The 25,092-nt window shown below is 63.7% G+C and carries 21 protein-coding genes and 1 riboswitch; of the genes, 7 read left to right on the plus strand and 14 right to left on the minus strand.

What is annotated here, in order from left to right:
- Positions 1-87: 87 nt before the first annotated feature.
- A complete protein-coding gene (locus AC3EMP_RS23290; RefSeq protein WP_023725713.1) occupies positions 88-1,086 on the minus strand; it encodes a hypothetical protein in 999 nt (332 codons plus the stop codon).
- A 199-nt stretch (positions 1,087-1,285) separates the two neighbouring features.
- Positions 1,286-1,372, plus strand: a riboswitch (glycine riboswitch).
- Between the two features lie 149 nt (positions 1,373-1,521).
- On the opposite strand from AC3EMP_RS23290, the gene gcvT reads away from it, so the two are divergent.
- From gcvT to gcvP, 3 genes are read left to right on the plus strand one after another with little or no spacing between them, the layout of a single operon-like run.
- Entirely contained in the window at positions 1,522-2,622 is a 1,101-nt protein-coding gene (gene gcvT, locus AC3EMP_RS23295; protein WP_023691145.1) for a glycine cleavage system aminomethyltransferase GcvT, read from the plus strand.
- Between the two features lie 5 nt (positions 2,623-2,627).
- On the plus strand, positions 2,628-2,996 hold the full coding sequence (gene gcvH / locus AC3EMP_RS23300) for a glycine cleavage system protein GcvH (RefSeq protein WP_023725711.1): 369 nt from the start codon (positions 2,628-2,630) through the stop codon (positions 2,994-2,996).
- A 17-nt stretch (positions 2,997-3,013) separates the two neighbouring features.
- Positions 3,014-5,824, plus strand: a complete 2,811-nt coding sequence (gcvP, locus tag AC3EMP_RS23305) for an aminomethyl-transferring glycine dehydrogenase (RefSeq protein ID WP_023830641.1) — start codon at positions 3,014-3,016, stop codon at positions 5,822-5,824.
- A gap of 12 nt (positions 5,825-5,836) precedes the next feature.
- On the opposite strand, the gene AC3EMP_RS23310 is transcribed toward gcvP, so the two are convergent.
- The 11 genes from AC3EMP_RS23310 to cpaB form a co-directional block, all read right to left on the minus strand.
- Entirely contained in the window at positions 5,837-6,190 is a 354-nt protein-coding gene (locus AC3EMP_RS23310) for a GGDEF domain-containing protein (protein ID WP_280791131.1), read from the minus strand.
- The gene (locus AC3EMP_RS23315; protein WP_352711442.1) at positions 6,088-6,999 is read right to left on the minus strand and encodes a GGDEF domain-containing protein; all 912 of its coding nucleotides are present in this window, start codon (positions 6,997-6,999) and stop codon (positions 6,088-6,090) included. The genes AC3EMP_RS23310 and AC3EMP_RS23315 overlap by 103 nt, the downstream gene beginning before the upstream one ends.
- Positions 7,000-7,160: 161 nt before the next feature.
- Entirely contained in the window at positions 7,161-7,631 is a 471-nt protein-coding gene (locus tag AC3EMP_RS23320; RefSeq protein ID WP_023667596.1) for a hypothetical protein, read from the minus strand.
- A gap of 133 nt (positions 7,632-7,764) precedes the next feature.
- Positions 7,765-8,817 carry a PA3715 family protein gene (locus AC3EMP_RS23325; protein WP_352497758.1) on the minus strand — a complete coding sequence of 351 codons (1,053 nt, stop codon included), beginning with the start codon at positions 8,815-8,817 and terminating at the stop codon, positions 7,765-7,767.
- Positions 8,748-9,713 (minus strand): type II secretion system F family protein, encoded by a 966-nt coding sequence (locus AC3EMP_RS23330; RefSeq protein ID WP_023725707.1) that lies wholly within the window; start codon positions 9,711-9,713, stop codon positions 8,748-8,750. Before AC3EMP_RS23330 ends, AC3EMP_RS23325 begins: the two co-directional genes overlap by 70 nt.
- A gap of 1 nt (position 9,714) precedes the next feature.
- Positions 9,715-10,680 carry a type II secretion system F family protein gene (locus AC3EMP_RS23335; protein WP_023688292.1) on the minus strand — a complete coding sequence of 322 codons (966 nt, stop codon included), beginning with the start codon at positions 10,678-10,680 and terminating at the stop codon, positions 9,715-9,717.
- 4 nt (positions 10,681-10,684) lie between these two features.
- A complete protein-coding gene (locus AC3EMP_RS23340; RefSeq protein ID WP_023667600.1) occupies positions 10,685-12,106 on the minus strand; it encodes a TadA family conjugal transfer-associated ATPase in 1,422 nt (473 codons plus the stop codon).
- Complete coding sequence (locus AC3EMP_RS23345; protein WP_023667601.1) at positions 12,103-13,317, minus strand: CpaE/TadZ family protein; 1,215 nt, start codon at positions 13,315-13,317, stop codon at positions 12,103-12,105. The genes AC3EMP_RS23340 and AC3EMP_RS23345 overlap by 4 nt, the downstream gene beginning before the upstream one ends.
- 45 nt (positions 13,318-13,362) lie before the next feature.
- Complete coding sequence (locus tag AC3EMP_RS23350) at positions 13,363-13,629, minus strand: hypothetical protein (RefSeq protein WP_023667602.1); 267 nt, start codon at positions 13,627-13,629, stop codon at positions 13,363-13,365.
- Between the two features lie 4 nt (positions 13,630-13,633).
- Complete coding sequence (locus AC3EMP_RS23355; RefSeq protein WP_031197419.1) at positions 13,634-15,034, minus strand: type II and III secretion system protein family protein; 1,401 nt, start codon at positions 15,032-15,034, stop codon at positions 13,634-13,636.
- Positions 15,035-15,112: 78 nt separating this feature from the next.
- Entirely contained in the window at positions 15,113-16,018 is a 906-nt protein-coding gene (gene cpaB / locus AC3EMP_RS23360) for a Flp pilus assembly protein CpaB (RefSeq protein WP_023701208.1), read from the minus strand.
- Positions 16,019-16,275: 257 nt separating this feature from the next.
- Between cpaB and parE the strand changes: the two genes are divergently transcribed.
- Together parE and AC3EMP_RS23370 are read left to right on the plus strand one after the other, a co-directional pair.
- Positions 16,276-18,330 (plus strand): DNA topoisomerase IV subunit B, encoded by a 2,055-nt coding sequence (gene parE / locus AC3EMP_RS23365; RefSeq protein WP_352711446.1) that lies wholly within the window; start codon positions 16,276-16,278, stop codon positions 18,328-18,330.
- A gap of 102 nt (positions 18,331-18,432) precedes the next feature.
- Entirely contained in the window at positions 18,433-20,502 is a 2,070-nt protein-coding gene (locus tag AC3EMP_RS23370) for an FUSC family protein (RefSeq protein WP_352711448.1), read from the plus strand.
- A gap of 4 nt (positions 20,503-20,506) precedes the next feature.
- On the opposite strand, the gene AC3EMP_RS23375 is transcribed toward AC3EMP_RS23370, so the two are convergent.
- Positions 20,507-21,628 (minus strand): DUF2336 domain-containing protein, encoded by a 1,122-nt coding sequence (locus AC3EMP_RS23375; protein ID WP_352711451.1) that lies wholly within the window; start codon positions 21,626-21,628, stop codon positions 20,507-20,509.
- A gap of 91 nt (positions 21,629-21,719) precedes the next feature.
- Here AC3EMP_RS23375 and AC3EMP_RS23380 point away from each other — a divergent pair, with 91 nt between their 5' ends.
- A complete protein-coding gene (locus AC3EMP_RS23380; protein ID WP_444848965.1) occupies positions 21,720-22,232 on the plus strand; it encodes a MaoC family dehydratase in 513 nt (170 codons plus the stop codon).
- Entirely contained in the window at positions 22,232-23,107 is an 876-nt protein-coding gene (locus tag AC3EMP_RS23385; protein ID WP_352711565.1) for an HpcH/HpaI aldolase/citrate lyase family protein, read from the plus strand. Before AC3EMP_RS23380 ends, AC3EMP_RS23385 begins: the two co-directional genes overlap by 1 nt.
- Here AC3EMP_RS23385 and AC3EMP_RS23390 read toward each other — a convergent pair.
- Positions 23,104-25,005, minus strand: coding sequence for a CASTOR/POLLUX-related putative ion channel (locus AC3EMP_RS23390; protein WP_352711453.1), 1,902 nt, complete (start codon positions 25,003-25,005; stop codon positions 23,104-23,106). The genes AC3EMP_RS23385 and AC3EMP_RS23390 overlap by 4 nt on opposite strands.
- Positions 25,006-25,092 lie beyond the last annotated feature (87 nt).

Here is a 25,092-nt window from a genome sequence, read left to right on the forward strand (position 1 = left end):
GTTTCGAGCGCGTGGCCGAACTTGGCGATTGGCCTGAAGACACTCCAATATCGTCCTCTGCAAAACGGTCGCAGAAAACGGCGCGGGTTAAGCAACCTTGTCGAGCAGCGGCTTGAGCGCCGGATGTATCTCCGGCGACGCGTGTATGATGAGCGCCAGCAGGGCGCGTTCGTTCTCGTGCAGCGGGCGGTCTGTGCCGATGCGATCGGCCAGCCATTTCGCCTCGCTGGCGTCGATCGTCTCGGCACGGCGCGCGAGTGCCTCGGCGGCACGGTTCTTCGACTCCCATTCGGCCTCGATATCGCCGGGCGAACGATAGGCTTCCATGATGCCGGCCAGTCCGCCCGACACCATGCGGCTGAAGAAGCCACCAATTTCGGGCTCGGCCTGGTCCAAGAAACTGTCACGACGCAGCGCCACATCGCGCGTCGGCGCTTCGTAGCCGGCCGAACACATGACGAAATTGGCGAGCGCCTTGACGAACAGGTCGTTCCAGGACGGGTCGTTGTGGGCCGCTGCGGTCTGCTCGTTGATCTGGAACAGCACCTCGGCCTCAACCCGTGTGATGGCGATGTTACCGTCGCCGCCATAGGCATGGAGAATGCGGCGCAACAGATCGACCTCTGCCTTGGCGACCAGCCCGGGAACCAGCGCGCCGCCGAGCATCAGTGGTCCCTTGCCGTCGACCACCGCGTTGGCGACCTGCTCGAGCGCATAGGCGGAGAGCCGGCCGGGCGATGATTTCGCCCTTTCCAGCACATGCACCAGCAGCTCCAGTTCGGTCACACTGTCGACCATTCCGTCGCGCGAGATGGTCTGGATCAGCCAACCGGCATTGTCTTCAGAGATATAGCCTGCCGGCTTTTCCTGGTAGACGATGTAGTCGGTAACGGCCTCGACGAAGAATTCAGGCCATTGCGGGCATTTGTCCGTCGCTGTCGCATCGAGCGCGAACAGTGCTTCAGCCTCGCCGCGCGTCACCACGCCGTCAGCGAACACTTCGCGACGCAGCAAGACATCTTCCGCCGTGATGCGGTCCTTCGAGGCCAGCCCCGCCACCGGCGCGCTCCCGATCCGTTCGCCCATCTGTCAATCCCCATCCGCCGTGCCCAACGCAATTGCCGGCCAAACCGTCAGCCCAGAATATCGCCATTGTCTTGAAAAACCGGCAAACGGCGTGGTTAACGAAGACTGTAAAGACGACGCGCTTTACGTGTCGCTGGCAGGTGACAAGGTGTCGCCGACAAGCTATGGATGGCGCGTCGAGGGCTTAAGTTTTGAGTCCTACCTGTTTGCGGGAGAGAGCAGCGCGAGCTGCCGCCGAAGGGGAAATCGCCCGAAATCTCTCAGGCAAAAGAACCGTAGACGGGAAAGACACTCTGGAAAGTCGGGGCTTGCCCCCGCGCCGAAGGTGTAAGCGTCGCCGACAGAGTTCCGGTTGCGCGAGTCTCTCAGGCTTCAGACAGAGGGGCACGGACTGGTCGCCAGCAGCGGCCGATTGCGTGCGACTCTGGAGATGACATGACGGGCGACGACACCAAACACCTTCCTCTCGAAGATCTGCACACCGCCGCCGGCGCACGCTTTGGCGCCTTTGCGGGCTGGTCGATGCCGCTGACCTATCCGGCCGGCGTGATGAAGGAGCACCTTCACACCCGCGAACATGCCGGCCTGTTCGACATTTCGCATATGAAGCTGTTCGCTGTCAGCGGACCGGGCGCTGCGGCACTGCTCAACCGCGCCAGTCCGCTCGATGCCGGCGCGCTTGAGATTTCACAGTCCAAATATAGTTTCTTCCTCAACGAGGCCGCCGGGATCATCGACGATCTGATCGTCACCCGGCTCGGCGCCGAGCGCTTCATGGTGGTCGCCAACGCCGGGAATGCGGTCGAGGACGAGAAGCATTTGCGTGCGCTGGCCGCGGACTTCGACGTCAAAGTCGATGCGCTCGACCGCGTCTTCCTGGCGATCCAGGGGCCGGAAGCCTGGGCTGCCTTGTCCCGCGCCGGCATCGAGACCGGCTCACTCTTGTTCATGCATGGCATCGAGCCGAAGCAAAACTGGTTCATGAGCCGCTCCGGCTACACCGGCGAGGACGGCTTCGAGATCGGCCTGCCGGAGGCGGATGCGCGCGCTCTGGTCACGAAACTGCTCGAGGACGAGCGTGTGTTGTGGATCGGCCTTGCTGCCCGCGACTCGCTGCGGTTGGAGGCCGGCCTGTGCCTGCACGGCCAGGACATCACGCCGGAGATCGATCCGGCGAGTGCCGGCCTGATGTGGGCGATCCCCAAAGATCTCCGCGCCGGCGGGTCCTTCATCGGCGCCGATGCGCTGCGGTCCATCCTGGAGCGCGGGCCGTCGCAAAAGCGCGTCGGCCTGAAGCCGGACGGCCGCCAGCCGGTGCGCGCCGGCGCTGCTTTGTTCGATGCCGACGGCGATCCGGCCGGCTACGTGACATCAGGCGGCTTCGGCCCGTCGGCCGGCCATCCCGTCGCCATGGGCTATGTGTCAACGGCCTTGGCCAAGCCGGGCACGAAACTGTTCGCCGACGTTCGCGGGACGAAAATCCCGGTCGATATCAGTTCCTTGCCCTTCACTCCTCATCGCTACCGCAAAGGATAATTCCGATGGCAAAAACCTATTTCACACAAGATCACGAATGGCTGAGCGTCGAGGGAGGCATCGCCACCGTCGGGATAACCGACTATGCGCAGGAACAGCTTGGCGATCTCGTCTTCGTCGAACTGCCTCAAATCGGCACCAAACTCAGTAAGGGCGACACCGCCGTGGTCGTCGAATCCGTCAAGGCGGCATCCGATGTTTATGCGCCGGTTGATGGCGAGATCACCGACGCCAACGGCGCGCTGTCCTCGGACCCGTCGCTGGTCAACTCCGCTGCGACCGGCGACGGCTGGCTGTGGAAGATGATGCTCGCCGACGAAGGCCAACTCGCAGGCCTCATGGATGAGGCCGCCTACAAAGCCCATATCGGTTGATATCAGGACCTATTGCCATGAGCGCAGCACTTACCCCCTTCTCGGCCCGCCACATCGGTCCTGATGTAAACGATGTCAGAGCCATGCTTGCCGTGATCGGCGTTCCCTCTGTCGAGACGCTGATCAGCCAGGCTGTGCCGCAGTCGATCCGCCTCGATCTGCCGCTGACCCTTCCCGCGCCGGCGAGCGAAGCCGAAGCGCTGGCCGAATTGTCGGCGATCATGGCAAAAAACACGGTGCTGAAGAGCTTCATCGGCGCCGGCTATCACGGCGTCCACGTGCCGCCGGTCATCCAGCGCAACCTGTTCGAGAACCCGGCCTGGTACACCGCCTATACGCCCTACCAGGCCGAGATCAGCCAGGGCCGCCTGGAAATGCTGTTCAACTTCCAGACCCTGGTCACCGAATTGACCGGCCTGCCGGTGGCTTCGGCTTCCCTGCTCGACGAAGCGACGGCGGTGGCCGAAGCGGTCGGCATCGCGCTGCGCCATCATCGCGACAAGCGCACCAAGGTAGCGCTGGCCGGCACGCCGCATCCGCAGACGCTGGACGTCGTGCGCACCCGCGCCGAGCCGCTCGGCATCGAGATCGATGGCGAGACCATCGACGACAACACCGCCGCCCTGCTGGTCTCCTGGCCGGACACGTTTGGCGTCTATGGCGACCACAAGGCGGCGATCGAGAAGGCTCGCGCCACCGGCGCCGTGGTCGTCTTCATCGCCGATCCGCTTGGTCTCACGCTGACCGACGCGCCGGCCAGGCTTGGCGCCGACATCGCCGTCGGCGCGATGCAGCGCTTTGGCGTGCCGATGGGCTTTGGCGGCCCGCACGCCGCCTATTGCGCCGTCTCCGACAAGCTGACCCGGCTGATGCCCGGCCGCCTCGTCGGGCAGTCGATAGACAGCAAAGGCCGTCCCGGCTATCGCCTCGCCCTGCAGACGCGCGAACAGCATATCCGCCGCGACAAGGCGACCTCCAACATCTGCACCGCGCAGGCGCTGCTTGCCAACATGGCGACCGCATACGCGATCTGGCACGGGCCCACTGGTTTGCAGGCGATCGCAGCCCGAATTCATGAGCTCGCCAACGGCCTCGCAGCAGGCCTGAAAACCGCTGGTGTTTCCGTGCTCGGCTCAAGCCGTTTCGACACGGTGACGGCCGAAGTGAAGGGCAAGGCAGCTTCGATCGCCGCTGCCGCTGAAAAAGGTGGCCGGCTGCTGCGCGTCGTCGATGCCGACCGCATCGGCATCGCCTTCGACGAAACCTCGACCGAGGCGGATCTCGAGGCTATCGCCGCCCTGTTCGGCGCCAAGTCCGGCGCTACTGAGGCCGGCGCGATGCCCGGCAAGCCGCGCGGCAAGGAGTTTCTGACCCAGCCGGTTTTCCGCGAAAACCACTCCGAGACCGACATGATGCGCCTGCTGCGCAGGCTAGCCGACAAGGATTTGGCGCTCGACCGCACCATGATCCCGTTGGGCTCCTGCACCATGAAGCTCAACGCGGCGGCCGAAATGATGCCGGTCAGCTGGCCTGTTGTCGCCAACCTCCATCCCTTCGCGCCGGCCAGCCATTCGGCCGGCTATCGCGCCATGGTCGGCGAGCTGGAAGGCTGGCTGGCGGAGATCACCGGCTTCGACGCCGTCAGCCTGCAGCCCAATGCCGGCAGCCAAGGCGAATATGCCGGCCTGCTCGCCATCCGCGCCTTTCACCGTTCGCGTGGCGAAGGCCATCGCACCATCTGCCTGATCCCCCAGTCCGCGCATGGCACCAATCCCGCGAGTGCGGCGATGGCCGGCATGAGCGTCGTCGTCGTGCGTTGCCTGGAGGACGGCAATATCGACATGGACGATATGCGGGCCAAGGCCAACGAGCATTCGAAGAATCTCGCAGCCCTGATGTTCACCTATCCCTCGACGCACGGCGTCTACGAAGAAGGCGCGCGCCACCTGTGCGCTCTCATTCACGAGCATGGCGGCCAGGTCTATTTCGACGGCGCCAACCTTAACGCCCTGGTTGCTTTGGCGCGGCCCGCCGATATCGGCGCCGATGTCTGCCACATGAACCTGCACAAGACCTTCTGCATCCCGCATGGCGGCGGCGGTCCGGGCGTCGGTCCGATCGGCGTCAGGGCGCATCTGAAACCCTATCTGCCGGGTCATGTCACCGAAGATTCGGCGCATGCCGTGTCCGCTGCCCCGTTCGGCAGCGCTTCCATCCTGCCGATCACCTGGATGTACATCCGCATGATGGGCGCCGCCGGCCTGAAGCAGGCGACGGAGACGGCGATCATCTCGGCCAATTATGTGGCGACGCGGCTCGCGCCGCACTTCCCGCTTCTCTACAAAGGCAGGCACGATCGCATCGCGCATGAATGCATCCTCGACACGCGCGTGCTCAAGGAGAGCGCTGGCATCAGCGTCGACGATATCGCCAAGCGGCTGATCGATTACGGTTTTCACGCGCCGACCATGTCGTTCCCTGTCGCCGGCACGCTGATGGTCGAGCCGACCGAATCCGAGCCCAAGCGCGAACTCGACCGGTTCTGCGAGGCGATGATCGCCATTGCCGGCGAGGCAGCGAAAGTGGCGAAGGGTGAATGGCCGCTCGAGGACAACCCGCTGGTCAATGCCCCGCACACGGCGGCCGAAACCCTTGCCGGCCAGTGGACCCACCCCTATTCGCGGCTGGAAGCGGCCTACCCCGCCGGCGATGTCGATACAGCGGCCAAATACTGGCCGCCGGTCTCGCGCATCGACAATGTCGCCGGCGACCGCAACCTCGTCTGCTCCTGCCCGCCGCTGTCGGAATATCTCGGCGCCGCCGAATAACACTCTGGCCTGTCAGGCTGAGCGCAGGGCCGGTCCGTCGGCTTTGCCGTTGAGGACAAGCACGCGATTTCGCCCGGCGTTCTTGGCCGCGTAGAGCGCCCGGTCGGCCTCGGCCAGCACTTCATCCAGGCTGCTGCCGTCTTCCTTGCCAAAGCCAATGCCGCCGCTGACGCTGCTGCGCAACGGCCCGCGCGGCGTCGGCACCACTTCCGTGCCGAAGGCGACGCCGGTCCTGCTGGCGAAATCGTAGGCCTTGTCTTCGGTCATCCGAGACATGACCAACGCGAACTCCTCGCCGCCCAGCCGGAAGGCGTCGACGCCAACCCTGTCATACTTCTTGATGACTGGGGCGAAACGGCAGAGCACCCGATGCCGACGGGATGGCCATAGACATCGTTGGTTCGCTTGAAGTGGTCGAGGTCGAACATGGCGACCGACATGAACGGGCCGAAGACGCGCTCGCGATAGAGCGAGTTCAAAGCCCGCCGGTTCATCAGACCGGTCAACGGGTCGGTCAGGGTCTCGGCCTTCAGTTCGATCTGTGCCTGCAGATGATGCAGCGACAGCGTCAGCGCGCCGAGAGCCGTCATGCAGGCGACCGCCACGACCGAATTCAACCGCTCGGCCCAATTGTCGGGTGCGACGCCGAGCACCCACTGGCCCTTGACCAGAAGCACGGCGCCGCAGAGCCCGAAGGATACGCCGCAGACGCCGCTTAGCGCCGAAAAGACCAGCAGAATGCCGCGATCCTGACCGCCCTTGATCCAGAACATCACCCCGATCGAGGCGAGCAGCACTGTTACCGTCGTATAGGTGAGGATGAAGCCGACACCATCGAAACCGAGATAGGTCACGCCGGCGCAGACAGCGATCGCGAGCATGGCCGGCAGGACAGGGCGGCTGTAATTGCGCACACCAAGATATTGCATGGCCGAAAGTGAAAGCGCCAGGAAACCGAGGCTGAGCAGCGCCAACGCTGCCTGACAAAGCAACGGACTGGGCTCCCTCGTGTAGCGCCAGAAGACGATGACGTGGGCGACAAGGACGAGAATGCCGCACGCCACCGTCAGCACGAAGCGTCCACGCGGCGCCGTGAACCAGATCACAAACATGGTGACGCTCAGGCATGTGCCCGACAGCGCAGCCGCCAGCAATAGCGAACTGAAATCCAGCATGGATGAGCGGCAACCTTTGGGATCATCGATTTGTGGCGCATCATAGGCATGCAACCGGCCGGAGATACCGTTTTCGGCCGGTTTTCAAAGCAAGCTGCCGACAGGGTTTACAAAGCGTCGACTGCCGTCCCGCGAAGCTCGGCACGCGAGTGTCCCTAGTCTCAGCCCTTGTTGAGCAGCGCCAGATTGGCGTTGATCACGCTCGGGTCGGCCATTCCGGCCCTTGCTTCCATGAGCAGCGCCCTCGCCTTCTTCTTGTTGCCGCGCAGCAGCTGCGAATAGCCCATATTGTTGACAATCTGCGGCTTGCGCCCGGCAACCTTCAAAAGCTGGTCGTAGGCGCGGTCGGCGAAGTCGAAGCGGCCGAGTTCGTCATAGGAGGCGGCAAGCCCCATCCATCCCTCGGCACTGTCGGCCTTCAGTTCCACGGCCTTGCGGAAATGCTGTTCGGCAAGGCCGTAATTGGCCTCGCGGAACTGCGCCTTGCCTTGCGCAAGGTCGGAGGTGCTGACGTCTTTTGCCACCGGTTGGATCGATGTGGTCTTGGTCTTGTCGACGTTGTCGGTCGTGCAGCCGCCGACCATCAAGACCGCCGCTAGCGCGGCCATTGCCGTGAAACTTCTGTGACGCATGCCCCTGGCCCCAATCGCCCGATTTACCGGGTCGTTCTCTGAGGAAGCAGACTACAACAGGGCGATTAAACTTCAGTGCGGAAACGCGCCTAAAATTTGGTTTCGGGCACAGAAGCCATTAACCAACCGAAGCCTATTCCGGCTCCAGCGCCTTGAGCCCCGCCGGAAACTGATAGCGCCTGCCGTCGTAGCGCAGCCGGTAGGTTCGTTTCATGGACCTGCCGGGATGGGACTGGCACTCGCCATTCTTGTCGACAGACGGATTGTCGGTGTCCAACCGCTCGAACACTGTGATGTCGTGATAGCCGTGATGTCTCGCCGGGCTCATCGCCAGGCTGACCCGGCTGGATTGAAAGGATCCTGCGCAATTGGTGTCGCCTTCGCCGCCAAAGCCGGCCACGATGATGCCGTCGAGCACCAGGCGCAGAGCACCGCCGTCAAGGGCATAGAGCCGCAGGTCGGTTTCACTGAAAGGATTCGGCTGCGAATGGTTTGCCATGTCGATGCGCAGGCCGAAGGCGCCGACATCGGGCGCCAATCTGTAGCGCCCGGTATCGAAGTCGATCCCGCGGATGCCGACGGCATCATCGGTCATCAGCCCGGGTTGGAGCAGGCGCTGGCGCACCTGCCGGGTCTTCCTGTCGACGACCAGAAGCTCGACATCGCCGACATGCCCGTCGTCGCTGGATTGGGAGCTGTCGATCAGCGGCACGGCGACCAACAACAGGTCGTCATGGGCGGGCCAGATCTTGCAGACCACGCCGAATGGCGCATCGCCATCCCAAAGCGTCTGGGCGATGCTGGTATGAGGTTCGAGCGTGAAGGAGGCGCCATCGGCACTCTTTTGGGCCTTGGGATATGCCTGCTGCACCAGAGCGGCAGCGTCGCCGCAATCGTCGGCCGCGGCCGAGGCCGGCGACAGACTGGCCGCGGCGAGGCCGAGGAAGGCGGTGCACAAGACTATTCGCATGGACGGCTCACTCATTTTGCTTTTTTCGGATTTTGCCGAAGGAGAGCGGCCAAACCGGCCGGATATGACATCCAGGCGAAGCGTAGTTGAAGTGAGTAACCGCAGAAAGCCGCCGGGCGGCCACTTGGTATCTACTGCCTTGGTATCTACTGAACCGCCGTCATTTTGACGATGATCGGGATGACGGCGATCATCAGCACCACCGGCAGGATGCACACCACCACCGGCACCGACATCTTGGCCGGCAAGGCATGTGCCTTCTCCTCGGCCAACGACATGCGCTTGTGGCGCATTTCGTCAGAGAACACGCGCAGCGCCCCGGCGAGGCTGGTGCCGAGTTCCTTCGACTGCTGCAAGAGCGTGGCGAAGGAGCGCACCTCGTCCAGGCTGAGGCGGTCGGCGAGCGCCTTCAATGCATCGTCGAGGCTGCGGCCGGCCCTGAGTTCCAGCGACACCAGCTGCAGATTCTGGCTCAGCGACGGATAGGTCTTGGCCAGTTCCTTCGAGACGCGCTCGATGCCGGCCTCCATGCTCATGCCGGCATCGGAGCAGACGATCATCAAATCCATGAAGTCGGGAAAGCCGTTGCGGTATTCGCGCATCTTTTCCCGCACCTTCTGGCTGAGCACCAGGCCGGGCACGAAATAGCCGGCGGCTCCCGACAGGATGATGAAGGTCCAGCGGCTGGTCGCGGTGGAATCGGCGCTGCCCATCCAATGGTTGACCAGGAACGCGCCGATCGCTGCGCCCACCAGGCAGGCGAAGCGGATCAGGAAGAATGTGCCGACCGCGCGCGGCTCCATATAGCCCGCCTGGATCAGCTTCATACGCAGCCGGGCGACATTTTCCGGATCGCTCTTGGCGTAGAATTCCTGCGCCCGCTTCACCGCCTTCTCGCGCACGACGCTCTGGTTCTTCTTCGGCGCCACCTCGGCCTGTTGGGGAGTCTTGCTGTCGTCGATCTTGAGCCGGCGCTTGAGATCGTTGCGGTCGCCTTTGGCCACCACCAGCGGCCATGCCACCGCGCTGCCGCCCAATGCCAGCAGCATCGCGGCTACCGGCATCAGCGACGTCGGCGCCAGCGAGGCAAGAAACTGGATCACCTGCTCCATCTCAGAACCGGAAGTTCGACATCTTGAACATGATGATGTTGCCCAGCATCAGCCATGTCACCGAACCGCCCAGCAGATACCAGGTCTTCGGCACATCCCAGACGCTTTGATAAAATTGCGGCATCATCACCATGATGGCGGCGAACAGCAGCGCCGGCACCGCCGTCAGGATATAGGCCGACATACGACCCTCGGTCGAAATGGCGCGCACCTTGCGGCGCAGCTTGCCGCGTTCGCGGATCGTCGTCGACAGCCCGTCGAGGATCTCGCGCAGATTGCCGCCCGAACTCGTCTGGATGGAAACCGCGGTGACGAACAGCGGCAGATCCTCCTGGCCGACGCGATCAAACAGTGAATTCAACGCCGAAACCAGGTCGGAACCATAAGTCACCTCGTCGGAGATAACGCCGAATTCGGTGCCGATCGGATCGGGCATCTCGCGCGACACCATGGAGATCGCCACCGGAACCGGATGCCCGGCCTTCAAGCCGCGCGTGATCAATTCCAGCGCCTCCGGCAACTGCACGCCGAAACGCTTCACCCGCCGGGCACGCTTGGAACGCAGCACAATTACCGGCAGCAGCGCTGTCAGCACCACAAACAGCAAAATGGCGAGCAACAGCGGCAGGCCGTACCAGAGCGCGACGAGCATCATCGCCAGCGCCACGCCCGTCGTCATCGTCAGGAATTTCGGCAAGGGCATCACCATGCCAGACTGCGTGCGCAGCGCGCGAAAACGGTCGGGCGAGAAGAATGACGTGCCGGAATCGAGGCCGCGTTCCTTGCGCAGCTGGATCAGCACCTGTTCCTGGCTGATCTTGTTTTCCTGCAGCTTCATGCGCCGGTTGATAGCCAGGCGCTTGTCGCTGCGGCCGGCATAGAGCAGATAGCAGCCTTCGGCGATCATGATGCCGGTCAGCGCTGCCGCGGCATACACGACATAGATCGGGCTGAAATTCTCGAACACCCGGCTACTCCTGCGGCCGGCCGGGTTCGAAATATTTGCCGGGGAATTCAATGCCCATATTGCGCAGGTCCTCGAGGAAACGCGGGCGAATGCCGGTCGCCTCGTAGTGACCGAGGATCTTGCCGTCGGCTTCCATGCCGGTGCGCACGAAGCGGAATATCTCCTGCATCTGGATGACGTCGCCTTCCATGCCGGTCACCTCGGCGACGCTGGTCACCTTGCGCTTGCCGTCCGACAGTCGCGTCAGCTGGACGATAAGGTCGAGCGCGCTGGCGATCTGGCTGCGGATCGACTGCACCGTCATCGGCATGCCGGTCATGCCCAGCATCTGCTCGAGGCGCGAAATGGCGTCGCGCGGCGTGTTGGCGTGGATGGTCGCCATCGAGCCTTCATGGCCGGTGTTCATCGCCTGCAGCATGTCGAAGGCCTCCTCGCCGCGGCACTCGCCGAGGATGACGCGGTCAGGGCGCATGCGCAGCGCGTTCTTGACCAGGTCGCGCTGCTTCAGCTCGCCATGACCTTCGATGTTGGCGGGGCGCGTTTCCATGCGCGCGACATGCGGCTGCTGCAGCTGCAGTTCGGCCGCGTCCTCGATGGTGATCAACCGTTCGTCTTCCGGAATAAAGGCTGACAATGCGTTGAGCATCGTCGTCTTGCCGGTGCCGGTACCGCCCGAGATGATGGTCGTTTTGCGGGCGTGGACTGCAGCCGCCAGCACCTCGGCCATGTTCTGGGTGATGGCGCCGAACTCGACCAGCTTGTGCAGGCCGAGCTTGTTCTTTGAAAACTTGCGGATCGACACCAGCGGCCCGTCGACGGCGACCGGGCGAATGGCGGCGTTGAAGCGCGAGCCGTCGAGCATGCGGGCATCGACCATCGGCTGCGATTCGTCGACCCGGCGGCCGACGGCGGCGACGATCTTGTTGACGATGCGCAACAGGTGCGCCTCGTCCTTGAACGGGATATGGACCTGCTGCAGCTTGCCCCGTTTTTCGACGAAGCAGTTCTGGTGGCCGTTGATCAGGATGTCGTTGATGTCGGGGTCCTTGAGCAGCGGTTCCAGCGGGCCGAGGCCGACCATCTCATCGACGATGTCATCGACCAGCGCTTCAAGTTCGACGGTGTTGATCGCCATACGCTCCTGGCGGGTCTTTTCCGACACGAACTCCTGCACCTGCCGGCGCATCTCATCCTTGGGCAGGCGCTCCAGCGCGACCAGGTTGATTTCCTCGAGCAGCAGCCGGTGGATGCGCACGCGGGCATCGAGCACCTTGTTGGCGCTTTTTCCCGGTGTTGTCTCCGGCTTCGGCGGCAAGGCCTTGCGGTTCGTCGGGATGACCACGGCGTGATGCGCGACCGGCGCCGCCTCGGCCGGCTTCAGCGCGCGGACGTCACGGTTCTGCAGGGTCGAGAAGCGGCTGGTCATCCGGCTTTCCTCTTCAGGAGGCCCCTGCCGATGCCGAACAGCGAGCGCGATTTCTCCGGCGTCACCACGGCTTCTTCCGGCAGGATGATCCTCTTCAGATCGTTGACGACATTGGCGTTCGGGTCGATCTCATGCAGCGGCACGCCGCGGTCGACCGCTTCACGCACAAGCCGGTAATTGTTGGAGATGCCGCCGACGAAATGCTCGCCCAGGATTTCCTGGACATCCGCCTGCTTGATGCCGTTGTCGAACATCTTCTGCTCGAAACGATTGACGATGACGTTCGGCTTCACTTCCTTGCCGGCCGTCTCGTAGACCGCCTGGATCAGCCGCTGCGTGTGGCGCAGGCATGGCACCGTCATTTCGGCGACGATGTAGAGCTTGTTGGAGCCGAGCAGCACCGTCTCCGTCCACGGAAACCAGGTGCGCGGCATGTCGATGACGACGTTATCGAAATAGGCCGAGACGAGATCGAGCATGCGCACCACGACATCGGTCTTGAACGAGCGCATTTCCGACGGATGCGTTGGCGCCGCCAGCACGCAGAGCCCGCTCGCATGCTTGGACAGCATCACATCCAGCAGCTGACGGTCGAGGCGCTCGGGCTGGTTCTCGATTTCGGTGATGTCGAAGCGCGGCTCGAGGTCGAGATATTCGGCGCAGGCGCCTTGCTGGAAATTGAGGTCGACCACGCAGGTCGACGCGCCGCGCGTCACCGAATGATGCAGCTGGAAGGCGGTCTGCAGCGCCAGCGTCGTGGTGCCGACGCCGCCGGCGGCCGGCATGAAGGTATAGATCTGCGACTCGGTGTTTTCCTCGCGCCCCGGCCCTTGCAGCGCGCGCACGACCGACCGCACCAGATCGGCGGTGGTGATCGGCTTGACCAGGAAATCGGCGACCTGGAGCTGCACCAGGATACGCACTGCGGCTGCGTTGAATTCCTGGGTGACGACGACCACCGGAACGCGGCCTTCAAGCCGGCGCATGATGCGCTGCAGCGACTCGATCTCTTCCAGCTTTGCCGCATCCATGTCGACGATGAGCGCGCCGAAATCGGCTTCCTGGACCTCGCCGCGCAGTTCGGTAATGTTCTTCTCGACGGTCGAAAGCTGGATCACCTCCGAGGCCGCGAACGCGGTGCGCGTATCCTGCGCAAAGGTCCGGTCGCTGGACACCAGCAGGATCTTCTTGGTCTTGATGCCGCTTGCCATTTTGTCAGCCTGTCAGGTCATTCCCGGTCAAATCACCGGGGCAAATCAATCGGTTGTCGCTGTCGGTTGCACGGCCTTGGCAGCAGCAGCCTGGTCGGCGGCGTTGACTGCCGCCTCACTGCGCTGCGCCGGCACCAGCAGCCTGGTGTTCTGGACGCCGTATTTCCAGGGATCGACCATCTGCATGGCCGTATTGGCGGCCTGTGCGTTGCCGGCGGCAATCGTCGGTCCCTCGGAGCGGACATAGTCGTCGCTGGTGCAGCCGCCGGCGAGGCCGGCGATCAGCAGGGCGATGCATGATTCCACGCGCATGGCTTCAATCCTTCGGCAGGTCGAGGAAATGCCCGACGGTGGTGACCGCGGCCGGCTGTGCCGTACTGCCGCTGGCCATTGCCACTGCACGATTGGCTTCGGACGATTTCACTTCCTCGGTGTTGTTGAGGAAATAGTCGACATTGCTGGCCGGCTGCGTGCCGTCGGTCGGCTCGAGCAGCTTCTTCGACGGATCGACCGGCTTGACCAGATAGGGGGTGACGATGATCACCAGATCGGTCTCGCGCCGCTGATAGGATTTGGAGGAGAACAGCGAGCCGAGCACCGGCAGCTTGCCGAGGCCGGGTAGACGCGATGTGGTAATGTCGTTCTGTGACTGCAGCAGGCCGGCGATCATGAAGCTCTGGCCATTCTTCAGGTCGACGGATGTTTTGGCGCGGCGCACGATAAAGCCCGGGACCGAGATATTGCCGATATTGTAGGAGGCCGAAGCGTCGATCGAGGACACTTCCGGCGCGATGTCGAGGCTCACCAGCCCGTCCTTGAGAACCGTCGGCGTGAAGTCGAGGCTGACGCCGTATTTCTTGTAGCTGACGGAAATCTTGCCATTGTCCTCGGAGACCGGGATCGGGAACTCGCCGCCGGCGAGGAAGCTTGCCGTCTGGCCCGAGCGGGCGATCAGGTTCGGCTCGGCCAGCCGCCTGGCGAGACCACGTTCCTCCAGCGCCTTGATGGCGACGTCGATCGACAGGCCGTTGGACAGCAGCCGGCCGATGATCTCGCCATTGCCGGCTCCCGGCACCGTGCCAGGATCGAGGGTGACGTCGCGCCCGCCAATGCCGTAAGCGAAATTGGCGCTGTATTTGGCGCCGAGATCCTGTCCGGCCTGGCGATTGATCTCGACGAAGCGGACGTTGAGCTGAACCTGCTGCGAGGACGAGATGTTGACCGAATTGATCACTTCTTCATTGCCGGAGAAGCGGCTGGCGATCTTGCTTGCCTTCTCGGCGGCGACCGCGTCATCGGCCTCGCCCGACAGCACGACGCGGCCATTGGCCGAGCCGACCTTGATCTTGGCGTCCGGCACGCTGGCGCGAATGGTGCTGGCCAGCTGGTCGGTGTCCAGCGTCACCTCGATGTCGACGGTGCCGACCAACTGCTTGTTCTCGTCGAACAGCGCGATGCCGGTGGTGCCGAGATTGTTGCCCAGCACATAGAAGGATTTGTCGGTCAGCGGATTGACGTTGGCGATCTCCGGATCGCCGATGACGATCTGGTAGAAGGCGGCATTGGTCATGACCGTCTTCGGCTTGCCCTTGGCTACCTTGATCGACGCATTCGTTGTGGACGAGACATGGACGATATCGTTGTCGGCCTTGGCTGGCGCACTGAGGCCGAGCATTGCGGCCGCGGCCAGGCAAGCCCCCACCGCAAGCGCCCGCATTGGGCGCAGCCCTTTCGTAGTTCGAAATGCATGAAGTCCCGACATCTGTCCCGTCCCTCGCCCGGTCCCCACCGGCAGTTATTGCTGGTCCCGCGCAGGAACCTGGTATTCTTCGACCTGCGTGCCGCGCGTCACGATGATCGTCTTGAATTTCGGCTTCTCAGGCTCCTTGGTCGCGGCAGTGAACAGCGCGCCGGCAGCGGCCTGGACGCCGGAGGCGACCGATCCGCCGAAGGACGAGATGGTGGTGACGCCGTCCTTGGCGGCCCCTCCGTCTGCGGCCGAGCGGAGCGACAGCGACAAGGTGCCGACGGTGCGGGCAAGCGCCACTTTCTGCGCGCCTTCGGTCGTCACCTCGATGGTGACGGAATTGGCGATCTGCGGTGCGGTCTGGCGCTCGTCGGCGCCCTGCCCCACGGTCAGCACCTTGGCGTCGGAGACGACAATCTCGGAGGTAACGGTCGATCCGGCAGCGCCCTGTGCGTTCTTGGCCACTTCCTGGATTTCGCCCGCATCGCGTGTCAGCACCACGTCGACCCGGTCGCCCGGCATGACGAAGCCGCCGACACCGGCGATCTCGTCGGTGCGGATTGTCACCGCCCGCATGCCGGGCGTCATCATGTTTGATAGCGTCGCGCGGCCGTTCGGCCCCGACAATTTGCTGATCAGCACCGGCTCGTTGACCTCGATCGGCGACAATACCACGCGGCTGCCTTCGGCGAGCAATGCATTGACTGTGGTGAACGCGCCCTGCGGCACCGAATCCTCGGACCATGGGATTTCGCTGAGCTGCGCCCGGTCAAGCTCCATGCCGTAACGCAGCGGCGCGTTGGCCACCACTATGGTCTTGAAGACGACCTTGGGGACGGCGGGCGCCGGGATCGACGCCGTTTTCTCTTCGGCATCGGCCTTGGCCTGGCTTTTCACCCAGAAATCCGCGGCAAAGATTGAAATCGCGCCGAAGACGGCAGCGATGCCAATCATCGTTATGGCCTTGCCCCTCACAACCAACCCCTGACATTCGTGGTCTTTTGTTTTGTTGAGGCGACGCTAGGCCGCTTTGTTAAAGATTCAGGAATCGCGGCCGCTCTCGCAGGACCTATTTCCGCCGGCTTGGTTATCGAAAGGTTTTAGGATAAGAAGGGTTTAATCCCCGAACGTAACAGGAACTTCCGTCGCTTGGCGCCGAAAAGCGTGGCAGTATCGACGGGTGATTCGCGGCACCGGATTCTATGGCAGGCATGGACGACAACAACGATCTTTTCGGCAATCTGGAAAAGCAGCCCCAATCGGCTCGGACACCGGCGCGGCCGGCCGACCCGCTGCTGCAGGCCACGAAACGTTCCGTTGCGACCAAGGACGGCAGCGAGGGCTATAGTGCCGCCGACATCGAGGTGCTGGAGGGGCTGGAGCCGGTGCGGCGCCGTCCCGGCATGTATATTGGCGGCACCGACGACAAGGCGATGCACCATCTGTTTGCCGAGGTCATCGATAATTCGATGGACGAGGCGGTCGCCGGCCATGCCACCTTCATCGATGTCGAGCTGTCGGCCGACGGGTTTCTGACCGTCACCGACAATGGCCGCGGCATTCCGGTCGATCCGCATCCGAAATTCAAGAAACCGGCGCTCGAAGTCATCATGACGACGCTGCATTCGGGCGGCAAGTTCGATAGCAAGGTCTATGAGACCTCCGGCGGTCTGCACGGTGTCGGCGTCTCGGTCGTCAATGCGCTGTCGGACCATCTCGAAGTCGAGGTCGCGCGCGGTCGCCAGCTTTACCGCCAAAGGTTCTCGCGCGGCGTTCCGGTGAGCGGGCTGGAGCAGCTCGGCGAAGTGCACAACCGGCGCGGCACCAAAATCCGCTTCCATCCCGACGAGCAGATTTTCGGCAAGGGCGCCGCCTTCGAGCCGGCGCGGCTCTATCGCATGACCCGCTCGAAAGCCTATCTGTTCGGCGGCGTCGAGATCCGCTGGAGCTGCGACCCATCGCTGATCAAGGAAAAGGACCAGACGCCGGCCAAGGCGGAGTTCCATTTCCCCGGCGGCTTGAAGGACTATCTCAAGGCATCGCTCGGCGATGATTTCCAGGTGACCCGCGAAATCTTCGCCGGCAAGAGCGAGAAGCAGGGCGGCCACGGTTCGCTGGAATGGGCGGTGACCTGGTTCGGCGGTGACGGCTTCGTCAACTCCTACTGCAACACAATCCCGACCGGCGAAGGCGGCACGCATGAGGCCGGCTTTCGCAATGTGCTGACGCGCGGGCTTCGGGCCTATGCCGACCTGGTCGGCAACAAGCGCGCCTCGATCGTCACCTCCGAAGACGTGATGATCTCGGCGGCAGGCATGCTATCGGTGTTTATTCGCGAGCCGGAATTCGTCGGCCAGACCAAGGACAGGCTGGCAACGATCGAAGCCATTCGCATTGTCGAGACCGCCATCCGCGATCCCTTCGACCACTGGCTGGCCGACAATCCGCAGGAAGCCTCCAAGCTGCTGGAATGGGTGATTGCGCGCGCCGACGAGCGGGTGCGCCGGCGCCAGGAAAAGGAAGTGTCGCGCAAGAGCGCGGTGCGCAAGCTGCGCCTTCCCGGCAAGCTCGCCGACTGCACGCAGAATGCCGCCGCGGGCGCCGAACTGTTCATCGTCGAAGGCGACTCGGCCGGCGGCTCGGCCAAGCAGGCGCGCGACCGTGCGAGCCAGGCGGTGCTGCCGCTGCGCGGAAAAATCCTCAACGTCGCCAGCGCCGGCAACGACAAGCTCGCCGCCAACCAGCAGATTTCGGACCTGATTCAGGCGCTCGGCTGCGGCACGCGCTCGAAATACCGCGACGAGGATTTGCGCTATGACCGCGTGATCATCATGACCGACGCCGACGTCGACGGCGCTCACATAGCCTCGCTGCTGATCACCTTCTTCTACCAGGAAATGCCGAACCTGGTGAATGGCGGCCATCTGTATCTGGCGGTGCCGCCGCTCTATTCGATCCGGCAAGGCGGCAAGGTTGCCTATGCTAGGGACGATGCGCACAAGGACGAGCTGTTGCGCACCGAATTCACCGGCCGCGCCAAGGTCGAGATCGGCCGTTTCAAGGGCCTGGGCGAAATGATGGCCGGGCAGCTGAAGGAAACCACCATGGACCCGAGGAAGCGCACGCTGCTCAGGGTCGATGTCATCGACGCCGTGGCGGCAACCAAGGATGCTGTCGACGCGCTGATGGGCACCAAGCCGGAAGCCCGCTTCCGCTTCATCCAGGAACGCGCCGAATTCGCCGCAACGGAAGTGCTGGATATCTGAGCGCCGGCCGACTCTTTGTTTTGACGCAGTTCCGGGCGGAAAACCGTTTCACACTTTTCCTCGAATTGCTCTAGCCTGCGCTTCCGATACGGAGACCAGCTTGTGATCTGGGCGCGGCTGAAGAGCTACTTCGAAACCAGTTTGGCGGGCCTGACGCAGCCGACGCGCTCGGATTGGATTTTCGCCCTGCGCACGGTTTCGGCCGGTCTGATCGCGCTTCTCGCTGCTTACGCGCTAAAACTCGACCACCCGCAATGGGCGATGATGACGGTCTTCATCGTCGCCCAGCCGGTCGCCGGCATGGTGCTGGCGAAAGGTTTTTACCGGCTGCTCGGCACGCTGGCCGGTGGACTTGCGGCGATCGGCATCACCTCGGTTTTCGGCACCAATCCCTGGCTGCTGGTCACGGCGCTGTCCGTCTGGATTGGGCTGTGCACGCTGGTTTCGTCGCTGCTGCGCAATCCGGAAGCCTATGGCGCCGCACTTGCCGGCTATACCGCGATGATCATTGGGCTGCCGGCTTTCGGCCAGCCGCACGTGGTCGTCGATCTCGCTGTCGCGCGCTGCGCCGAGATCGTGCTCGGCATCGTCTGCGCCGGCCTGACCAGCCGGCTGATCCTGCCCAAGCTGGCCGCTGACGCCATCATCTCCAGGCTGAAGCGCAGCATCCTCGACCTTGCAACCTATGCAGGCGGCGCTTTTTCCGGTGGCGACCCGGCGACGCTGGCCGGCCTGCACCGCAAGCTGATCACCGACGCCCAGATGCTGGCCGAGATGCGCGCCTATGCCCGGCTCGAAGCACCGAGCTTCGCCACCCGCGCCCATCCGGTCCGCCTAACCATCGGTCAGCTTCTCTCGGCGCTGTCGGCGGCGCGCGCGCTGCATTCGCATGCCGCGCCGAAAAACGCAGCGCTCATTCCGGTACGCTCCGAACTGCAGTCGTTGGTCAGCGAGCTGGCAGCGACGCCCGAGGCGCTGGACGACACGTCGCCCTGGGTGACGCGGCTCGACGCGATTGCCGGCAAGGCCCGGCAAATGCCCGACGCCTCGACCGATCAGGGCGACGACAGGGTCGGCACCATAACCCGCCTCACCATCGCCGCCGATTTCGCCGAAGCCTTCAAGCAGGTGCTGCGCGGCCTCGACGCCCTGCGCGCACCAGTGACGCGCCCGAGCCGGATGAACAGGCAGCAGCCTGCGCTGGTGGTGCACCGCGATTATCCCGGGGCTTCGCGCAATGCCATACGCGCGGCGCTGGCCACGCTGGCGGTCGCCGCCTTCTGGCTGACGACGAAATGGTCCGACGCGGCCGGCACCGTCATCCTCGTTGCCGTCGTCTCCAGTCTTTTCGCCGCGCGGCCTGACCCGGTGCGGGTGTCCTGGGGCTTCTTCAGGGGAACGCTGCTGGCTTTGCCCTTTGCCTTCCTCGTTGGCCAGGTCGCGCTGCCTGCCCTGCCCGGCTTCGGCTGGTTCACGCTGTTTGTCGTGCCGATCCTGGTACCGACGGCGCTGGGCATGGCCAATCCGCGCACCGTCGGCGTGGCGACGGCCTTCGCCATCAATTTCCTCGCCTTCCTCAGCCCGCATCAGGCGATGACCTATGCCCCAGGCCCGTTTTTCGCCGGCTCGGCGTCGGTGCTGGTCGGCATCCTGCTTGCAATCGGCGTCTTCATCGTGGTGCTGCCCGCCGATCCATGGCTCGCCGCCAACCGCATCGTGCGCGCCATGCGCGAGGATCTGGCCCGCCTGTGCCTGCATGAGCGGGTGCCGCGGCGTTCGGCCTTCGAGAGCCTTGCCTATGACCGCATCAACCAGCTGATGCCGCTGCTGCAGAATACCGGCAGGAAAGGCGATGCCATCCTGGGCGGCGGCGTCGCCGCCGTCACCGTCGGCCTTGAAATCCTGCGGTTGCGCGCCGCGCAGCAGAGCCCGGCCATTCCTTCCGAAACCGCGCTTTCGATCGACAATTTCCTGCGCGGCCTGGCGCGTGAACTGCTCTTTCGCGCACCCGGCGATCCGCAGACGGCAACCATCACTGTGGCCCGGCAATATGCAGCAGGCCTCTCAGAGCGCAGCAGCAGTGCGGATATGCTGCAAATCGCAGCCTCGCTGCGCATCATCGCCGCCGCGATCGAAGACTTTCCGGATTTTTTTGCGAGGGATCGCGGCTAGGACGTCAAGCCGCCGCTATCGCCAGCGCGTGGCCGCGCGCGTTTTCGCGTAGCGCATCGAGATGGATCGACTTGACCAGGCCGGCGAGATCGCCTTCGGCGGCCTGACCACCCAATTCCTTCAGCATCAGCCAGCTGACTTCCTGCACGCCGGCGACACGCTTGCCATTGGCGACCTCGCGCCAGATCTTGAGTGCCCGCAGAATGATGCCATGGGTGGGCGCGGCAAGGCCGGCGCTGCGAAACAGCGCCTGCAGCGCAACGTCCTGGCCGCCGGCAAGCAGCGCCCGCACCCGCTGCTCCGACTGCTGGCTGAGCGCAACCAGGGCCGAGCCGAAAAAGTCGACCTTGCCGTGGGCAATGGCACGGATGATGAAACTTGCGGTCAGGTCGCCGCGCAGGCGCAGATGTTCGATAAGTGCCGCATGTTCCTCCGCGCGCGTGCCTTCGACCAGCCGCACCGAAGCCTTGACGCAAGCATCGCGCGTGACGCGCTCGGCTCTGGCCGCCCCCATCAGCGCCATCACCAGCGGCGAAGCCTTCAGCGTTTCGCCGAGCTTGACCAGTAGCATGTGCCGGCAGTCGGCCGGCAGCCGCACATCCGTGACCATTGCCTCGCGCAAATGAGCGATATGGCCATGCCGCTCGGCGATGCGGCGGAAGGAGAGCGAGGCTATGTCGGCGCCGTCATTGGCGAGCAGCGCCGCACACGCTTCCGGTTCGCCGATCTCGGCGATCGCCGCGGCAACCGCCATCGAAACGACCGGCCGGTCGGCGATCAGTTTTTGCGTCGCCTTGTGCCCGGCCGCGACGCGGTCGATCAGGTCGGCGTCCGTCAGCAGCGGGGAGCGCGCCAGCACCAGGGCTGCCACTTCCGGCTGATCGGAGGCAAGCGCGCTGATGATCTGCAGCGGCGCGTGATGGCTCATCGACAGCGCTTCGGCCATAGCCAACCGCACCTTCGACGAGGCGTCGTCGAGCAGCAGCGTCAGCGCCGCTTCGGCCGCGCAACGGTCTTCGAAAGGCAGGTCGGAATTGACGTAGGCGCGGGCCAGCGCGCTCGCCGCCGCGGCGCGCTCCGAAACTCTCGCGGTGTAGATCCATTTGAGAAAATGGGAGACAACCATACTGCCTGCTACGCCCCTTGCCGGAAAGCTTCCGGCCCCAGGAATGACCCTAGGCAGAAATGGTTTACGAACGGTTCACCATGTTTATTAACTGGCTTGCGGGTGGCATGGGCAGCGCCTATCAACCGTCAGGCAGCGGAGGAGAAAAACGATGCCCGGGCTTTATCTCGAAGAGTTCGTCGTCGGACATGTCTTTCGGCACACGCTGCGCAAGACCGTCACCGAAAGCGATAACATGCTGTTCTCGGTGATGACGCTGAACCCGCAGCCGCTGCACATCGACTTCGACTTCGCCGCCAAGAGCGAATGGGGCAGACCGCTGGTCAATTCGCTGTTCACGCTCGGCCTGATGATCGGCATTTCCGTCAATGACATCACCGTCGGCACCACAATTGCCAATCTCGGCATGAAGGAGACGGTGTTTCCGCACCCGGTCTTCCACGGCGACACCATCCGTGTCGAAACGACGGTGCTCTCAGTCAGGGACTCGAAATCGAAGCCGGACCGCGGCATCGTCGAGTTCGAGCATCACGCCTACAATCAGAACGATGTGCTCGTTGCCAAATGCACGCGCCAGGCGATGATGATGAAAAAGGCGGCGTGATGCGCTCGCTGCTGTTTGTGCCCGGGGATTCCAAAAAGAAACTGGAGAAGGGTTTTGGCGCCGGCGCCGACGTGGTCATCGTCGATCTCGAGGATTCGGTGGCGCCACAAAACAAGGCGACGGCACGCGACATCGCGGCACGCTTTATCGCCGGCAACCGGCAGCAGACAAGCTCCGCCATCTATATCAGAGTCAACGACCTATCGACCGGGTTGACCGACGATGATCTGGCCGCCCTGGTTCCGGTCAAACCCGACGGCATCATGCTGCCGAAGTCGAACAGCGGCCAGGATGTCCAGCAGCTATCCGTAAAGCTCCGCGTACATGAGGCCGAAAACGGATTGCCGGATGGCGCGATCAAGATCCTGCCGATCATTACCGAGACCGCTGCTGGGTTGCTGGCCGCCGCGACCTATGCCGGGGCAAGCGCCAGGCTTGCCGGCCTCACCTGGGGTGCCGAAGATCTGTCGGCGGCGATCGGCGCGCAGGCTGCGCGCGACGACAACGGCCGCTACACCGATGTCTTCCGCCTTGCCCGCACCATGACCATCCTTGCCGCCGGCGCAGCTGAAGTCGCGGCGATCGACACGGTTTTCCCCGCCTTTCGCGACATGGCCGCCTTCGAAGCCGAATGCACGGAGGCCGAGCGTGACGGCTTTACCGGCAAGATGGCAATCCATCCGGCGCAAGTGCCGGTCATCAACGCCGCCTTCACACCGTCGGCGGAGGCAGTGCAACGCTCGCAGGCCATCGTCGCGGCCTTCGAGGCGGCCGGAAATCCTGGCGTGGTCGGCATTGACGGCAAGATGTATGACCGGCCGCATCTCAGGCTCGCCGAGCGGCTTCTGGCTCGCGCCAAGGCAGCCGGGGTTTAGTCCCGCGCCAGCACGATGACCCGGTCCTCCGGCAGGTAGGCCAGCGCTTGCGACTTCAACGGGTTGACGGTGACGCCGCCCAGAGCCCGCTCATCATTCTGCGCAGCGCGAACGCGCCTATGCCCGATGGCGATCTCGCCGCGCAGACGCGCCGATTCCGCGATCGTCCAGAACGTCACCGGATGGTCGATGGCGACATAGTCGCCGACCGGACGCATGTAGATTTCGGAGCCCTCCTCGTCGAGCAGATCATCGAAGATCGCGGCGAGATGCTGGTTCTCCGATGCCTGCGCCAGCATCAGGCTGACCAGCCGGTTGCTGACGACGAAATCATCGGCCTTAGTCACCGCCGCCAGCTCGCGGTTGCGCACGTCGATCATCTCGCTGACGATCGAGATGTGCGTGCCGGCATCGTCTGCGATTTTGCGCAGATGCAGCAGCGTCACCAGCGTGCGCGTATCGGCGGGCTGCGCTGCCATGGTCTCGCTGTAGCCAAGGACGAGCACGTGGTCGTAGGAAGGCACGTCCAGGCTTGCCAGTGCTGTGCTGCTCGACGTGTCGGTGATGCGGCAGGAAACCGACAGATTGTCGCCGACGACCGGCAGGCCGGCAACTTCCTGCTCGAGGCCAGGCGTATCGGCGGCGATGGTCAGGATTGACCCAGGTGCGACGTAGCGCGACAGTTCATAGGTTATGATCGGACCGCGCCGGTTCCAGCCAAGGATCAGCGTGCGCTCCGGCTTCGCCTCGATGGGCTGATGGCGAAGAATCGCCGCGGCATCGATCTTGGCTCCGGCGCTTCCCAGCTTGATGGCGGCATCGTCCTCGGCAATGATGATGGCGCGCATGTCCTTGCCGATTACCAGCTCCGACGGCGGGTTGAGATTGACGCGCCCCTGCTGGTCGCAGAGCCCGATCAGCGTGCAATGCTCATACGCCATCACTGCCTCGCCGAAGGTCTTGCCGGTGAGATCAGGCTGCTCGGTGGTGTAGATTTCGCAGCCGTCGAAATCGAGCAGCTCCGAATAGACGCCGCTGAGACCCGACTGCCGGCTCGAATGCACGACGATTCGCGAGATCAGCTGGTCGGCCAGGACAAGCTGTACCTCGGCCCCGCCGACGACGCGGGCGACCTCGGCGTTCTTTCCGTCGCGGATCTCGGCGGCGATGTTATAGGGCGCCGTGCGCCGGTTCGGGTCGTTGGCCAGCGCCAGCACCGTCTTGATCACCTGCGAATCCGGGTCGTCGCCGTCCGGCGACAGCACGATGATCGAGCGCGAGGTCTGCGGGTTGACGATGGCCAGATCGTAGAGGTCGGTCGGGTCGCCGCTGCGGCAGATGATGCGTGTATTGCCCAGTCTGCCGACTTTGGCGGCGATCTCGTCCTCCATCGCCACCTTGTCCATATTGGCCATGACGACAATGCGCGGATGGCGGCGGCTGGCATTGGCAATGACGAGTTCGGAGATGACGTCGAAGATCGACGGCGACCAGTTGAGGATGATGGTGTGGTCGCTCTCCAGCACCCGCGAACGGCCCTTGCGCAATTCATCGAGCTTGCTGTCGACGCCGGCGCTGAGCACGCCGATGAGGGCCGACACGACGAAGATGCCGGCGAGCGTGACAAAGAGCATGACGAGACGAAAGGCCCAGCCGGTGTCGCCGCCCATCGTGCCGGAATCGAGCGTGCGCATCAGCGATTCCCAGAATGCTTCGAAGAAGTTCAGTGGTTCGCCGCCCTCCGGCGCGATGCGGGTCACCGCAAGAAAAGCCGCGGCGGCGATGATGATCAGCAGCGAAGCGACGGCGAGCCAGCCGATCAGCGCGATCGGCCCGGCCGCCATGCTCTTGTCAAACCCATAGCGCAGCCGGGTTCGCAGCGAGTCTCGTTTCTTCATGTCGCCGGCGACCCCCAAAAAAATCCCCATGGTCGATGCGCCAACCCCCAACGCATCGCCGAAGCCACTGTCTTAGCCTGTGTTTAA

The sequence above is a fragment of the Mesorhizobium sp. P160219 genome, assembly GCF_057786095.1.

What these genes read in the sequence shown, in the direction of transcription:
- AC3EMP_RS23290 (WP_023725713.1), bottom strand. Translation starts at nt 1,086, where the DNA reads ATGGGCGAACGGATCGGGAGCGCGCCGGTGGCGGGGCTGGCCTCGAAG.
- gcvT (WP_023691145.1), top strand. Translation starts at nt 1,522, where the DNA reads ATGACGGGCGACGACACCAAACACCTTCCTCTCGAAGATCTGCACACC.
- gcvH (WP_023725711.1), top strand. Translation starts at nt 2,628, where the DNA reads ATGGCAAAAACCTATTTCACACAAGATCACGAATGGCTGAGCGTCGAG.
- gcvP (WP_023830641.1), top strand. Translation starts at nt 3,014, where the DNA reads ATGAGCGCAGCACTTACCCCCTTCTCGGCCCGCCACATCGGTCCTGAT.
- AC3EMP_RS23315 (WP_352711442.1), bottom strand. Translation starts at nt 6,999, where the DNA reads ATGCTGGATTTCAGTTCGCTATTGCTGGCGGCTGCGCTGTCGGGCACA.
- AC3EMP_RS23320 (WP_023667596.1), bottom strand. Translation starts at nt 7,631, where the DNA reads ATGCGTCACAGAAGTTTCACGGCAATGGCCGCGCTAGCGGCGGTCTTG.
- AC3EMP_RS23330 (WP_023725707.1), bottom strand. Translation starts at nt 9,713, where the DNA reads ATGGAGCAGGTGATCCAGTTTCTTGCCTCGCTGGCGCCGACGTCGCTG.
- AC3EMP_RS23340 (WP_023667600.1), bottom strand. Translation starts at nt 12,106, where the DNA reads ATGACCAGCCGCTTCTCGACCCTGCAGAACCGTGACGTCCGCGCGCTG.
- AC3EMP_RS23345 (WP_023667601.1), bottom strand. Translation starts at nt 13,317, where the DNA reads ATGGCAAGCGGCATCAAGACCAAGAAGATCCTGCTGGTGTCCAGCGAC.
- AC3EMP_RS23350 (WP_023667602.1), bottom strand. Translation starts at nt 13,629, where the DNA reads ATGCGCGTGGAATCATGCATCGCCCTGCTGATCGCCGGCCTCGCCGGC.
- AC3EMP_RS23355 (WP_031197419.1), bottom strand. Translation starts at nt 15,034, where the DNA reads ATGCGGGCGCTTGCGGTGGGGGCTTGCCTGGCCGCGGCCGCAATGCTC.
- cpaB (WP_023701208.1), bottom strand. Translation starts at nt 16,018, where the DNA reads ATGATTGGCATCGCTGCCGTCTTCGGCGCGATTTCAATCTTTGCCGCG.
- parE (WP_352711446.1), top strand. Translation starts at nt 16,276, where the DNA reads ATGGACGACAACAACGATCTTTTCGGCAATCTGGAAAAGCAGCCCCAA.
- AC3EMP_RS23375 (WP_352711451.1), bottom strand. Translation starts at nt 21,628, where the DNA reads ATGGTTGTCTCCCATTTTCTCAAATGGATCTACACCGCGAGAGTTTCG.
- AC3EMP_RS23385 (WP_352711565.1), top strand. Translation starts at nt 22,232, where the DNA reads ATGCGCTCGCTGCTGTTTGTGCCCGGGGATTCCAAAAAGAAACTGGAG.
- AC3EMP_RS23390 (WP_352711453.1), bottom strand. Translation starts at nt 25,005, where the DNA reads ATGAAGAAACGAGACTCGCTGCGAACCCGGCTGCGCTATGGGTTTGAC.